Annotated in this window: 11 protein-coding genes; 9 read left to right on the forward strand and 2 right to left on the reverse strand. The window is 41.9% G+C overall.

Annotated elements, in window-relative coordinates; genetic code table 11:
• The first annotated feature begins 7 nt into the window (after positions 1-7).
• From SKC35_RS01855 to porD, 3 genes are read left to right on the forward strand one after another with little or no spacing between them, the layout of a single operon-like run.
• Positions 8-898, forward strand: coding sequence for an outer membrane protein assembly factor BamD (locus tag SKC35_RS01855; protein WP_377977797.1), 891 nt, complete (start codon positions 8-10; stop codon positions 896-898).
• Positions 899-946: 48 nt separating this feature from the next.
• Positions 947-1,273 carry a DNA-directed RNA polymerase subunit omega gene (locus tag SKC35_RS01860; protein WP_130896211.1) on the forward strand — a complete coding sequence of 109 codons (327 nt, stop codon included), beginning with the start codon at positions 947-949 and terminating at the stop codon, positions 1,271-1,273.
• 26 nt (positions 1,274-1,299) lie between these two features.
• Entirely contained in the window at positions 1,300-2,202 is a 903-nt protein-coding gene (porD, locus tag SKC35_RS01865) for a type IX secretion system protein PorD (protein ID WP_377977798.1), read from the forward strand.
• A 209-nt stretch (positions 2,203-2,411) separates the two neighbouring features.
• On the opposite strand, the gene tilS is transcribed toward porD, so the two are convergent.
• Positions 2,412-3,746 (reverse strand): tRNA lysidine(34) synthetase TilS, encoded by a 1,335-nt coding sequence (gene tilS, locus SKC35_RS01870; RefSeq protein ID WP_377977799.1) that lies wholly within the window; start codon positions 3,744-3,746, stop codon positions 2,412-2,414.
• Positions 3,747-3,802: 56 nt separating this feature from the next.
• Here tilS and SKC35_RS01875 point away from each other — a divergent pair, with 56 nt between their 5' ends.
• A complete protein-coding gene (locus tag SKC35_RS01875; RefSeq protein WP_377977800.1) occupies positions 3,803-5,338 on the forward strand; it encodes an OstA-like protein in 1,536 nt (511 codons plus the stop codon).
• Positions 5,339-5,389: 51 nt separating this feature from the next.
• Positions 5,390-5,740 carry a T9SS type A sorting domain-containing protein gene (locus tag SKC35_RS01880; RefSeq protein ID WP_377977801.1) on the forward strand — a complete coding sequence of 117 codons (351 nt, stop codon included), beginning with the start codon at positions 5,390-5,392 and terminating at the stop codon, positions 5,738-5,740.
• 54 nt (positions 5,741-5,794) lie between these two features.
• On the opposite strand, the gene htpG is transcribed toward SKC35_RS01880, so the two are convergent.
• Positions 5,795-7,612: a molecular chaperone HtpG gene (htpG, locus tag SKC35_RS01885; RefSeq protein ID WP_377977802.1), complete on the reverse strand. Its 1,818-nt coding sequence runs from the start codon at positions 7,610-7,612 to the stop codon at positions 5,795-5,797.
• Between the two features lie 87 nt (positions 7,613-7,699).
• Here htpG and SKC35_RS01890 point away from each other — a divergent pair, with 87 nt between their 5' ends.
• The 4 genes from SKC35_RS01890 (at position 7,700) to lpdA (ending at position 14,570) form a co-directional block, all read left to right on the forward strand.
• Positions 7,700-8,593: a type IX secretion system membrane protein PorP/SprF gene (locus tag SKC35_RS01890; protein ID WP_377977803.1), complete on the forward strand. Its 894-nt coding sequence runs from the start codon at positions 7,700-7,702 to the stop codon at positions 8,591-8,593.
• A 251-nt stretch (positions 8,594-8,844) separates the two neighbouring features.
• On the forward strand, positions 8,845-11,574 hold the full coding sequence (locus SKC35_RS01895; RefSeq protein ID WP_377977804.1) for a 2-oxoglutarate dehydrogenase E1 component: 2,730 nt from the start codon (positions 8,845-8,847) through the stop codon (positions 11,572-11,574).
• Between the two features lie 10 nt (positions 11,575-11,584).
• Positions 11,585-13,117, forward strand: coding sequence for a 2-oxoglutarate dehydrogenase complex dihydrolipoyllysine-residue succinyltransferase (odhB, locus tag SKC35_RS01900; protein WP_377977805.1), 1,533 nt, complete (start codon positions 11,585-11,587; stop codon positions 13,115-13,117).
• Between the two features lie 46 nt (positions 13,118-13,163).
• Positions 13,164-14,570, forward strand: a complete 1,407-nt coding sequence (gene lpdA, locus SKC35_RS01905) for a dihydrolipoyl dehydrogenase (protein WP_377978399.1) — start codon at positions 13,164-13,166, stop codon at positions 14,568-14,570.
• Positions 14,571-14,813 lie beyond the last annotated feature (243 nt).

The following is a 14,813-nucleotide window of genomic DNA, read 5'->3' on the forward strand; positions in this document are numbered from 1 at the left end:
CGGGCTTATGAATTTGAAAAATAAAATACTTGTTTGTTTAGTCGCCTTAATCGGTTTAAGTGCGTGTGGAAAGTTTGAGAAGTTCAGAAAGAGCGCAAACGTACCTACGAAATACAAAGCGGCAGTCGATTATTACAAAAAGAAAGAGTTTGATAAAGCAGGAATCCTGTTTGATGAGGTATTGCCACTATTAACGGGTGATTCTACGCAGGAGATGGCTACTTTTTACCAGGCCAAATGTGATTTCGAATTGGCGAATTACACCGTTGCGAATACCCACTTTAAGCGTTTCTCAGAGGTCTTTTCTCGTTCTGAATTTGCCGAAGAATCTATCTATATGGCTGCTTTTTCACTCTATAAAGATTCTCCTAACTTTAATTTAGATCAAACAGGTACTTTATCTGCTATCAACGAATTGCAAAGCTATTTGAACAATTATCCAGATTCAAAATACCGCGAGGATTGCAGTTTGATGATCAAGGATCTGCGTAAGAAATTAGAGAAGAAAGCGTATGAAAAGGCGAAGTTGTATTATAAGACTTCACCATTCAACATAGCTTCATTAAAGTCAGCGGTTATTGAGATTACGAATTTCCAGCGTGACTTCCCAGATTCTGATTACAATGAGGAGATGGCTTATTTCAAGGTAGTTTCCCAGTTTGATTTGGCAAAAAGTACTGTCGAATTCAAACAAAAGGAGCGTTACGAAGAAGTATTGAAGTTCTATTTAGAATTCATTGATAAATACCCACAAAGTTCGTTCTTGAAAACAGCTGAAAAATGGTATACGGAAAGCCAAAATGAGGTAACCCGAATCGCCAAATTAGAAGCAGAATACAAGGCCCTGCAGGAAAAAGAGAAGTCGAATACTTCGAAAATTGCTACGAGCCCTCAATAGTATTTCTTAAAAATTAACGTTAAATTTGCAATCTTAAATTATATAGAGATGTCTAAGACTCCAACAAATCCATCCATCATTACACGTGATGTAGATAAGATCGCTGCTAAAACTGGTAACGTATACGAATCAATTTCGATCGTAGGACAACGTGCACGTCAGATTTCAAGCAAGATGAAAGAAGAATTATCAGGTAAATTATCTGAGTTCGCTTCTTCTGTAGATAATTTAGAAGAGATTTTTGAGAACCGCGAGCAAATCGAAATCTCAAAGTACTATGAGCGTATGCCTAAGCCTTCTGCTTTAGCTATCGATGATTTTTTAGCTGATAAAGTAGATTTCAGAAACCGCGAAGAAGGTACAACTGAAAACTAGTCATCTTTGATTTTAATAGATCGATCATGAAATCAATTCGATTTCTGTTGATATTCCTTTTAAGTTCTTGGGCTGTTCAAGCTCAAGAACTTTTAACTTCTATTAGTATCAGTACAGAGCAATTACAGCTCGACCAGCAGCGAGGCGGTTCTCAAGTCTACGCTGAATTACAACGAACGATGCAGGAATTTATGAATGGCCGTAGATGGTCATCTGATAATTTTGCGCCCGAAGAAAAAATCAAATTAAATATCAATTTACTATTAACGAAGTCCTCCGCCCAAGGAGACATTGAGGCCACTGCCCGAGTACAAGTTTTGCGGCCAGTTTTTGGTACTTCGTATGAAACGGTCTTATTGAATTTAGTGGACAAGAATTTCAATTTCAAATACCAATTAGGCTCGCCCATCACGTATAACGATAATAGCTTTTCAGATAATTTAAGCTCAATGATGGCTTATTATGCCTATTTGGGATTAGCGTATTCGTATGATTCTTTTGCCCCAAAAGGAGGAGATCCTTTCGTTCAAAAGTTAAATAATCTGACTAATCTAGCTCAAAACTCGGGTTCTGGTTGGGGTGTCATCTCTGACGTGCGTAGCAGAATGGGGGTCTCGGAGAACTTGATTAATCAGAATTTGCAGACTATGCGGGAGGTAAACTATGATTACCATCGACTCTATTTGGATAAGATGGGGGACAACCCGGATGCAGCCAGAAAAGGTATTCTTGAAATTTTAAAATCGATTCGTCAAATTAATTCTTTACGTCCTGGTGCCGCAAGTATTCGCGTCTTTTTTGATGCCAAATCAGAAGAAATTATTTCCCTTCTCGACGAAGCCCTGCCGGCAGAACGCCAGCAAGCTTTTACTTATTTAAGTACGTTGGATCCGATTAGGACGGAGGCATATCGCAGATTATTAAAATAGCCTCCGGCTATTTTAATAATCTGCGATAAAGCACAGAGCACAGAGCATAAAGAATAAATTTCGCAACAAATTAGTCCGAAGAAATAAAAGAGGTTTTTTGATTGAAATTCTAGAACCTGAAATTTTGTTTGGCTGAGAGTATTTTAAAAAGCAATTCAGAAAATTATTGCGCAGCACAATTTTCAAATTGTTATTTAAAATGCCTCAGCTTAATTCTTTTCGAGTGAGGATTTCAATTCAAAAACAGCCACCAACTCCGTCTTATCCGTCACCTTATTTCGATTATCAATTCGCTGCCCTAGGATCCAGGCAACAGAACCTTTACTTAAAAGGATTTGGGTGTTTTTCTTAATGGCTAATGGCACTTTCTTGTCCGTAAGAAAGTCAGAGATTAACTTCTTTTGATTCATCCCTAAAGGGCAAAACCAATCCCCATCTTGTACTTTTCTGATTTCTAAAGGGAAGTCTAATGTGTCTGCATCCAGGCAGGCGACATTCGGATCTGTGATCGCTTTCCAGTCTGCGGTTCGTTCTTCAATGAATATGTGCAATTCTTGGTTTCCCAGTTGAATGACTTCATCTTCTTCAGAGATGACAATGGGTTTATAATCCGCTTGACTTTTCTGTGTTAAAATCCATTGACCACGATCGATATTCAAACTATGGCTAGGAGATTCAAAAATGGCACCCACTTTATCCGACTGTAAGATGGCTTCGATGGAGGTCGAATTGAAGTGGTAGCTGAGTAATAGTTCAGTGAGTAAAACGGTGCTTTTTGGCGTTAATGAAGGTATTTTGACCGTTATATTCCCAGCTGCATCAATCGAGCTGTTTTCGCTGATAAAAGCTTGCAATTCTTCTTGCATCCAGGCCTCGATTCCTTTGATTTTTGAGCTAGTGGCTGCGAGGGTTTGCTCGAAATTAGCGTTCAGTTCTTGGAACTTGGGCATTATTTCGTGGCGAATGAAATTGCGTTGGTATTTGTTCGATTCATTGGATGAATCTTCCCGCCATGCCAGTTTATGAGCGACTACAAAGTCAAAAATAGCGTCTTGGCTGGCGAATGATAAGGGACGGATTAAATTCCCTGATTTAACGGGAATACCATGAAAACCGGCGATTCCAGTTCCTCGAACTAGATTAATGAGCATCGTTTCCGCGCTGTCTAATTGGTGGTGACCTGTTGCAATAAAATCGTAACCCTCTTTAACGCGGATTTCTTCGAACCATTGGTAGCGCAAAATGCGCGCGGCCATTTGGGTGGAGATTTTTTCCTGAGCGGCGAAAGCGTTCGTGTCGAAGCAGATGGTGTGGTAAGGGACTTTAAGGGTTTTGGCGAATTTCTTCACGAAAACCTCGTCCGCTAACGATTCTTCACCCCGAAGGCTGAAGTTGACGTGGGCAATTCCAAATTTGAATTTGGCCAAAGAAAAAAGCTTACTCAATACAATCGAGTCAATTCCTCCGCTAACGGCGATCAAAATTTTCTGGTCGGGTTGGAATAAATTCTCTTTTTGGACAAAATGGATAAAATCTTCCAGCATAAAAATGGTAAATTGCGTGTTCAATGGAGCTACGAAATTAGCGATTCAATTTCAAGATGCGTTACAAAGGTTGGATTTTCCTGGTATTTCTTCTGAGTTTGTCGTTTTTAACACAAGCGCAGGGGCAGCTTTTGCAAGTCATTCGAGCGGATAGTTTGAATGGAATGCAACAGGATTTAATCATGCGAAAAACCCTGGTAGGTCGCGTTTTATTGCAACAAGGTACGACCACGCTTTCCTGTGATCAAGCCGTTTTGAACTCTACCACGAATAACGTGGAAGCTTACGGCCACGTGCGCATCATTCAAGCCGATACGGTAACCATTACGGGTGATACGGCTTTATACAATGGCAATATGCGCCAGGCCTATATCAGCGGCCGGGTGAAATTAGATGATCATACGATTATCTTAAATACGCCCAAATTAGACTATGATTTAAACTCTAAAATGGCCATCTATCATTCAGGAGCTAAGATCATCGATAAAAAATCTACCCTGACGAGTCGCGAAGGCTTTTACAATACCACGACTAAGAATTTTTTATTTAAAGAGAAGGTTCGCGTCATCGATAAAGAAGGAGGCTCCGTAAAAGCAGATTCACTGAAATACAACACGCTCTCTAAGGAAGCCTTTTTTATCGCACCCACGGAAATTGTGACGAAAAAGGATACCGTCATTACCAGCCGCGGCTTCTACAATACGATCACAAAAGTGTCGAATTTTACGGGTCGTTCGACGGCAAAAACCGACGAATATATTCTGACGGCGGATACCTTATTTTACGATTCTCCTACCCAAATAGGTGTGGCAAAAGGAAAGGTGGAATTCGTTAGCCAAAAAGAAAAAGTAATCCTGAAAGGGGATAATGGCCGTTATGCTGGTAAGACAGGTATCACTCGGGTTTATGGCCACGCGTGGATGCAAAACATTATGGAGAAAGATACGCTGTATTTGACAGCGGATACTTTAGTTTCTGTTAACATTAAAAAGGATTCGATTCGAAAGTTATTTGCCTACAAAAATGTCCTCATATACAAATCAGACCTCTCTGGCAGATGTGATTCGTTAGGGTATAATGTGCAGGATTCGATCATTCATTTCTACCAAAAACCGATTCTCTGGACCCAGGATTCTCAATCCCAAGCCGACTCCATATCCTTGTTTATGGGGAATCAAAAGCTAAAGGAAATGCGTTTGCGTGGCAAGTCTTTTGTAATCTCTATCGATTCAGCGAACCACTACAATCAGATTAAGGGAAGGAAAGTCTGGGTGCATTTCAAAGAAGATTCTAAATTAAACCGGGTGAATGTGGAGGGGAATGGAGAAAGTATCTATTATGTCATCGATGATAAGAAAGTAACCACTGGATTGAATCGTGTGGAATGTAGTCGAATGAACTTGTTTTTTGAAGATAATAAGGTGAAGAAGATTGCCTTTATCACGAAGCCAGAGGCTAAGTTCGTGCCTCCCAAAGAATGGAAAGGTGACCTGCAAGAATTAGATGGATTCCGCTGGAGAATCTCCGAAAAGCCATCCCTCCAAACCATTCTGAAACGGGTGGAATACCAAGTCCTTGTTAAAAAACCTTAAAAAGTACTGAGCGGTCTGAAATTATACTAATTTCGTCTCAACGATTTGAGAATGAAAATAGTATTGCGACATATCACTTTAATTTTAGTCCTGGCCACTTTGGTAGGATTTAAGAATGATCCTTATTTATTTCAAGGCGATCGCATTTTTGTTTCTCATTTGTATCCCAATCCTGCTGCTGAATATGCCTTGGTAGATTACCAGTTTTCGGGCAATAACCAAGAGGTCAAAATTGCCATTTATAATGTGTTAGGATTAGTGGTAAAGGAAGTCGAACTGGATAAAGAGGATCGCAGCGCTAAAATATCCTTGCGTGAATTGAATAGTGGACTGTATATGTACCAGCTGCTCGTAGATGGTAAACCTGTCGCCACAAAGAAGTTGATGGTGCGTAAGCAATAAAAAAAAGAGCCGCATAATTAGCGGCTCTTTTGATTTGGGGCATTTTAATAACTCTTAAAAACCTCCCACTGTTCTCTTAATGAAGGCTGTCAAATCAGCCCCCGTTAATAGATTTTGCGATAATAAAGCTAGGTCAGAGATTTGTTTCGCTAGCGCTTTTTGTTCGCTCTCGTCTTTCAAATCAGCTAGTTTACTAATCAATGGGTGGTTTGCGTTGATGGTGATGTTATAGGTGTTTGGCATCGCTCCAAACATGCCCATACCGCCACCGCCGGTCTTCGACATATCACTCATTCTGCGCATAAACTCGTTTTGAGTGACGATGGCAGGTAATTCATCGGGTGACATTGCCTCTACGGCTACCACTTTTTGTTTGTCATTCATGGTTTCTTCGAAGACTTTCTTCACACTCTCTTTTTGAGCATCAGATAAAATCGCTTCTAGGGTAATCCCTGTATCAATTAATTTGTCGACCGCATCAGCATCTACACGCTTCCATTGCGTCTTTTCTAATTTAGACTCCATCGTGTTAATGAAGTGGCTGTCGATCAGGGTATCCAATTTAATGATTGAATAACCTTTGTTTTGGGCGGATTGAATAAAGGCATCTTGTTGCTCGACGTCGGTGGTATACAAATAAACCTTGTTTCCGTCCTTGTCTGTTTGGGCAGCTTGCACCTCTTCACTGTATTCGTCTAACGTGAAATACTTGTTATTCGTATCTTGAACTAGACAAAAATCTTTGGCTTTCTCTAAGAATTTCTCATCCGAGATCATTCCGTACTTGATGAATAAGCCGATGTTTGCGAATTTCTCTTCGAACGCTGGACGATCGGATTTGAATAACTCCGCTAATTTATCTGCTACTTTTTTCGTAATGTACGAGTTGATTTTCTTCACGTTCGAATCTGCTTGTAAGAACGAGCGAGATACATTCAATGGAATATCGGGTGAGTCGATGACCCCGTGCAATAACATCAAGAATTCAGGAACGATGTCTTTGACCTCATCGGTGATGAATACCTGACGGCTGTAAAGGGAGATTTTTTCGCGTTGCAATTGCATCTCGTTCTTTACTTTAGGGAAATATAAAATACCCGTTAAATTAAACGGATAGTCCACATTTAAGTGAATCCAGAACAAAGGTTTCTCTTGGAAAGGGTATAATTCCTCGTAGAATTTCAAGTAATCCTCGTCTGTTAAATCAGAAGGAGATTTAGTCCAAATCGGGTTCGGGTTATTAATTACCTTATCGCCAAACTCAATCTCAATCGGCAAGAACTTGCCGTATTTCTCCAAGATCGACTTTAATTTGAACTCCTCTAAAAACTCCTCTGAGTCTTCAGCGATGTGCAAGATGATATCTGTTCCGCGCGTTTTCTTTTTGGCTGATCCGATCGTGTATTCGGTAGAACCGTCGCACTTCCAAGTAGCGGCTTCAGAACCCTCTTGGTACGATTTTGAGATGATCTCGACCTCTTTCGCCACCATAAAGGCAGAATAGAAACCTAGACCAAAATGTCCGATAATACCTTTGTCATCTCCTTGGTCCTTGTATTTCTCTACGAATTCAGTGGCCCCAGAGAAGGCGATTTGGTTGATGTATTTCTTGATTTCTTCTGCGGTCATACCGATACCGTTGTCAGAAATCGTGATAGTCTTTTTGTCTTTGTCAAAACTAACTTTCACCTTCAGTTCTCCCAATTCGCCGTTAAATTCACCAATGGAACTTAGGCGCTTGATTTTTTGGGACGCATCTACGGCGTTTGAAACTAGCTCACGAAGGAAAATCTCGTGATCCGAATAGAGAAATTTCTTAATGATGGGGAAAATGTTCTCGGTGTGAATGGAGATGTTACCTGTTTCTTTCATATTTTTTAAAATTAATAATCCTACATTTGGGCATCCTTTTGCAATTTTAATTCCAAGAAAGCGGGAGGTGTCACATTGTCAGCTTTTATGAGGAAACTTGCCTTACTTATATTTCTTTCATTCGCTGTAAACGCTCAGCAGGAATCCTTACGAATGGCCTATCCATTTCTCCCATTAGCCATTAATCCGGCGGATGCAGGAGCGCAGAAGGTTTTTTCTGCCAAAGGGATTTTTCGCAAAAAACCTCTCTTTCAAACCATCGGAGGAGCCTCGTCCTCACAACAATTGATGAGCATTGATATGCCTTTGCTAAAGGGGAGCTGGGGCTTGGGATTTTTGGGATACAATACAGATCAATCGTATGCGACTCCCTCAGGTATGATTTCCTCTAATCTAGGATTAGCGGTGGTCGTCTCGAAGCATGAACATTGGGGGAGAGGGAATCAGTTGAGTTATGGTGTCAATCTAGGGGTGAATCAATATCCCATTTTAGGCAAATCGGGTTCGAGTGAGCTTTTAGGGAGTATCGGGATAGGGGCGACCTATCGAAAAGAAGCCTTGCTGGTGGGAATTTCGAAGCCAACTAATCGTTTTGATGGCCTCGGAGATGCCCCTCTATATGTGCAGGCCTCTTATTATTTCCCGGTGGGTGATTTGCATACACTGAAAGTGGGAACCGTTTTGCGAAAGGATCTGCAGACGAAAGTGGATTTCAATGCGGTATTTTGGTACCAAGAAAAGCTGGGGATAGGATTGTGGTACCAGCAGACGGGCTCGGAGTTTGGTGATCCAGCATTTTTAGGTTCGCTGGAGGTACCGCTAGGTTTGAATTTCAGAGTTGGTTATTCGTATGATTTTCTAGGCAAAAATGTATCGACACTTGGTTCGACTACTTCGAGTGAAGCGTCTGGTTTTCATCAAATTTTCCTCCGTTATGACCTCGATTTTGGCTTGGGGAAATTAGGTCAATTTAGACCTTAAAAGAATAGGCTAATTATTGGTGATTTTAGAGGAAAAAATTGAAATTATTAAAGAAATTTTAGGGTGCTTTTACAATGGATAAAATTCCTCAGAAATTTGTGCACTTATAGCTAAAAAACCCACGAATAATTAGGGGTATTTTGCGGAGCAAATAGTAAATTGCGTAGATTTTAGCATTTATAGATTGTTAAGATTGTACTAAACCAAAACATTGAAACATTTCTTTGGCCTAAAGCCTAGAAAATTAACTTATGGATCCATTTTCCTACGTAGCCAATGCCGACACGCAAGTCATAGCTGACTTGTATGAGGCGTACAAACAAGATCCCAATTCGGTAGATAGCTCTTGGAGAGATTTCTTCAAAGGTTTCGACTTTTCTCAAACCTGGTTAGGCGAGGGAGCACCTGCGGGCGCTGTTTCTGCTGATTCAAGCCACGTTCAGAAGGAAATGGCGGTTATTTCCTTAATCAAGGCTTTCCGATCAAGAGGCCACTTATTATCTAAAACTAACCCGGTGCGTGAGCGCAAGGATCGCAAGCCACGTTTAGATTTGGCGGATTATTCGTTGTCTGATGCGGATTTAGATACCGTTTTTCAAGCGGGATCCTTTATGGGTTTAGGTGCGGCAACTTTACGCACGATTCAGGCAGCTTTACATAAAATCTATGCTGGGTCGGTGGGTTTCGAATATTCGTATATCCGCGACGTACAGCAAAAAGAGTGGTTACGTAATAAAATCGAGAAGGAAGCCCTTTCTTTCAAGCCTACGTTTGAGGAGAAAAAGCACATTCTTCAGAAGATGAATGAGGCCGTTGTTTTTGAGAACTTCTTAGGAACTAAATATTTAGGCCAAAAGCGTTTCGGCTTAGAAGGTGGTGAATCCACTATTGCCGGTTTAGATGCGATTATCAATGTGGCAGCTGATGCAGGTGTGAAGGAGGCGATGATCGGGATGGCGCACAGAGGGCGTTTGAACGTGTTAGCAAACATCATGCACAAATCATACGAAGCAATCTTTGATGGTTTCGAAGGAAATGTTCCTAATGAAATTCACGGGGATGGTGATGTAAAATACCACTTAGGTTATTCAAGCAAGCATATTTCTCCTAAAGGAAGCGAGATTTCGTTGAAATTAGCTCCTAATCCATCACACTTAGAAGCGGTGAATCCCTTAGTAGAAGGTTTCTGCCGTGCGAGTGCAGATGCGCATTATAAGGGAGATTACGATAAAGTATTACCTATTTTAATTCACGGAGATGCGGCGGTAGCCGGTCAAGGTATCGTATATGAGGTAACTCAGATGGCGAAATTAAAGGGTTACGGGACAGGTGGAACGATCCACTTTGTGATCAATAACCAGGTAGGTTTTACGACAGACTTTGAAGATGCTCGTTCGGCGATTTATTGCACGGATGTAGCTAAAATCATCGATGCACCGGTATTCCACGTGAATGGAGATGATCCAGAAGCGGTAGTATTTGTGTCTCGTATGGCGGCAGAATACCGTCAAGAATTTAACCGCGATGTATTTGTGGATATGGTTTGTTACCGTCGTAATGGCCACAACGAATCAGATGAGCCTCGTTTTACGCAGCCTACGTTGTATGCGAACATCACGAATCATCCAAACCCACGCGAGGTTTACACACAACAATTAATCAAGAACGGCGAGATTGAGGCTAAATTAGCCGAAGAAATGGATTCTGCTTTCAAAGCAGAATTACAGGCTCGTTTAGATATGGTGAAGCAAAAAGTGAGCCCACCGTATGTTCCCTTGAAATTAGATAACCGCTGGTCAGCGCTTCGTTTCTCGAACGAAACGGATTTCGATTCGTCTCCTAAAACGGCGATCTCGAAAGAGGTGATTGATTCAGTAGCGAAAGCCTTGACTTCTTTGCCAAAAGGTTTTACTGCCTTAAAGCAAATCGAAAAAGTAATTGCAGATCGCAAAGGCTATTTCGAGAAAGGCCAATTAAACTGGGCTACGGCTGAATTATTAGCCTATGGCTCACTTCTTTTAGAAGGCAAACCAGTACGTTTATCTGGTCAAGATGTGCAACGTGGTACGTTCTCTCACCGTCACGTCGTATTACACGACGCGAACACAAATGAGAACTACAATTCGTTAAACCACATCAAAGAGGGTCAAGAGCAAGCGCAGATTTATAACTCCTTACTTTCTGAGTACGGCGTATTAGGTTTTGAGTTTGGTTATGCCTTAGCGAATCCAGACGCCTTAGTTATTTGGGAAGCACAGTTTGGTGACTTCGCCAATGGCGCTCAAACCATGATTGACCAATTCGTTTCGTCACATGAATCGAAGTGGGGTACACAGAATGGTTTAGTGATGTTATTGCCTCACGGGTATGAGGGACAAGGTCCAGAGCACTCGAATGCACGTCCAGAGCGTTTCTTGCAGTTAGCTGCGGAAAACAATATGATCGTAGCGAACTTAACGACGCCAGCGAATATTTTCCACGCTTTACGTCGTCAATTGACTTGGGATTTCCGCAAGCCATTAGTCGTGATGTCGCCTAAGTCCATCTTCCGTCACCCGAAAGTGGTTTCGCCTATGGAAGAGTTTACCAAAGGTAAATTCCAAGAGGTGATCGGTGATAGTTATGCAGATAAGGCCAAAGTGAAGAAGGTATTACTTTGCTCAGGTAAAGTATACTTTGATCTTTTGGATCGCCAAGAAAAAGATAAGCGCAAGGATGTAGCAATTGTACGTTTGGAACAATTACACCCATTCCCTACGAAGCAAGTAGACGCAGAATTAGCGAAATACAAAGGCGCAGATGTATTCTTCGTGCAAGAAGAACCGGAAAACATGGGCTACTGGTCGTATGTGATCCGTGAATTTGGCTGGTCTAAATTCAAAGGTTTAGTAGCACGTAAAAAATCCGCTTCTCCTGCGACTGGATTCTTGAAAGTTCACGGCGTAGAGCAAGCAAACCTAATTAACAAAGCATTCGAATAATAGAATTATTATGGCTATAGAAATGAAAGTGCCCGCTGTGGGCGAGTCGATTACAGAAGTGACCGTTGCTACTTGGAATAAGAAGGAAGGCGATCACGTGAAATTAGACGAGGTTTTGTGCGAATTAGAATCGGACAAAGCGACCTTTGAATTGCCTGCAGAGGCGGAAGGTGTGTTGCATATTGTGGCGAAAGAAGGCGATGTTCTTCCGATCGGCGCAATCATCTGTACGATTGAAGCAGGTGGAGCAACGGCTTCGGTTAAGGTCGCAGACGCTCCTGTTGTAGCAGCAGTTCCTGCCCCAGTAGCAGCACCAGCACCTGCAGCAGCTCCTGCACCAGCGGCGGGTCCTACGTCTGTTTTAGAAGTAAAAGTTCCTGCAGTAGGGGAGTCGATCACGGAAGTGACGGTTTCTGTTTGGAATAAGAAAACAGGGGATAGCGTTTCTTTAGACGAAGTACTTTGCGAATTAGAATCAGATAAAGCGACGTTCGAATTGCCAGCTGAATCAGCGGGTGTATTAGAAATCGTGGCTGAATCAGGAACGGTAGTTCCTATTGGAGGTATTTTGGCAAGAATCACCGTAGGAGGTTCAGTAGCTGCGGCCGCTCCGGCTCCAGCAGCAGCGCCATCTGCTCCAGCTTCTTCTGGGGATGCGACTTATGCAGCTGGTCACCCATCTCCAGCAGCAGCGAAAATATTAGATGAAAAAGGAATCTCCGCTGCTTCGGTAGCAGGTTCAGGCGTAGGTGGTCGCATCACGAAAGAGGATGCGGTTTCTGCGGTTAAGCCAGCTTCTGCACCGGCTCCAGCAGCTTCTGCTCCGGCAGTTGCAGCGTCTTCAGAACGTACACGTCGCGAAAAAATGAGCTCATTGCGTAAGACAGTGGCTCGTCGTTTAGTGGCAGTGAAGAATGAAACAGCGATGTTGACGACGTTTAACGAAGTGGACATGAAGCCTGTGATGGATCTTCGCGGTAAATACAAAGATAAATTCAAGGAGAAACACGGTGTAGGCTTAGGCTTTATGTCATTCTTCACCAAAGCAGTTTGTGTGGCTTTAAAAGAGTACCCATCTGTAAATGCAAAAATTGATGGAGACGAAATCGTATTCCACGACTATTGTGATATTTCGATTGCGGTATCTGCGCCAAAAGGCTTAGTAGTTCCTGTCATTCGCTCGGCAGAAAACTTGTCTCTAGCTGGAATCGAATCAGAAGTGGTTCGTTTAGCAGGTAAGGCACGTGAAAACAAATTGAGCTTAGAGGAAATGAGTGGCGGTACATTCACCATTACGAATGGGGGTGTATTTGGTTCGATGTTATCGACTCCGATTATTAACGCACCGCAAGTGGCGATCCTAGGTATGCACAATATCGTAGAGCGTCCAGTAGTGGTAGATGGCCAAATCGTCATCCGTCCTATTATGTATTTAGCACTTTCATATGATCACCGTATTATCGATGGTCGTGAGTCGGTTAGCTTCTTAGTTCGCTTAAAGCAACTTTTAGAGGATCCAGCTCGTTTATTATTAGATATTTAATCAATTGAATAGGCCTTTAGGGGCCTATTCGCTTTCAATCGCCTATATGCAAGATTTTGATGTAGTAGTTATTGGTTCTGGCCCTGGTGGATATGTTTCGGCAATCCGTTCGGCTCAATTAGGTTTCAAAGTAGCCATCATTGAGAAATATGCCGTGATGGGTGGAACTTGTTTAAATGTGGGATGTATTCCTTCCAAAGCGCTTTTGGACTCGTCTGAGCATTATTACAATGCCGTTCATAGCTTCGAGGAACATGGGATCGATATCACGAAACCGAAGGTGAACATGGGCCAAATGATCAAGCGTAAAGCAGGTGTGGTTTCGAATTTGAATGCAGGTATCTCGTATTTGATGAAGAAAAATAAGATCATGACTTTCCACGGTTTGGGTTCGTTTGATTCCGCTAAAACGGTGAAAGTGACCAAAGAAGATGGTTCTTCCGAAGTGATCTCCGCTAAAAATATTATCATCGCAACCGGTTCTAAGCCGACGATCTTACCTTTTATTCCGGTGGATAAAGAGCGCATCATTACATCGACGGAGGCCTTAAAAATGAAAGAAGTTCCGAAACACTTAATTGTGATCGGTGCGGGAGTAATTGGTGCTGAATTAGGGTCGGTTTATGCGCGTCTAGGTTCTAAGGTTTCTTTCGTTGAATTTGCGGATAGCATGATTCCGACGATGGACAAGACGATGGGAAAAGAATTACAGAAGTCAATTGCCAAAATGGGCGCCGATTTCTACCTTTCACACAAAGTGACTTCCGCAGCCGTTAAAGGCAAAGAAGTAACGGTGAAAGCACAAGATTCCGCTGGAAAAGAAGTCGAAATCAAAGGTGACTATTGTCTAGTTTGTATCGGTCGTCGTCCCTATACTGATGGTTTAAACTTAGCTGCGGCTGGTTTAACAGCAGATGAGCGTGGCCGTGTGGCAGTAGATGAGCACACGCTTCAAACTTCGGTTCCAGGCATTTATGCGATTGGTGACGTAGTACGTGGTGCGATGTTAGCCCACAAAGCGGAGGAAGAAGGAACCTTTGTTGCGGAAGTGATTGCCGGTCAAAAACCACACATCAACTACAATTTAATTCCAGGTGTTGTCTACACATGGCCTGAAGTGGCTTCTGTGGGAAAAACAGAACAAGAATTAAAAGCAGCTGGTGTCGCATACAAAGAAGGTTCATTCCCCTTCAAAGCTTTAGGTCGTGCGATTGCATCAGGAGATGTGGATGGCGTGTGTAAAGTGTTAGCAGATGCGACAACAGATGAGATTTTAGGTGTTCACATCATCGGAGCTCGTGCAGCCGATATGATTGCGGAAGCAGTCGTTGCGATGGAATACCGTGCTTCAGCTGAAGATGTAGCTCGCATGTCTCATGCGCACCCGACGTATACGGAGGCGATGAAAGAGGCTTGTTTAGCGGCTACGGCGAAGCGTTCGATTCACTCTTAATTTAAAGCATAGAGCATAAAGCACAAAGAATAAAGTTGGTATCAAAAAAGGCGCAAATTGCGCCTTTTTTGATTTTTTAGATTTAATTGATTACTTAAAATCCTTATTGTTGCTATTTTTCTAATTTTAAATTTTTATAAATTAATAGAGTAATTTGAATTTTAGCGAATAATAAATTTTGTAATTATTCGCTAAAATAATATAATTATTTGTGTTTATTTTTTTAAATTGAAGGAATGTAAT

It is taken from the genome of Aquirufa originis, from assembly GCF_042714495.1.
Taxonomy (GTDB): Bacteria; Bacteroidota; Bacteroidia; order Cytophagales; family Spirosomataceae; genus Aquirufa; species Aquirufa originis.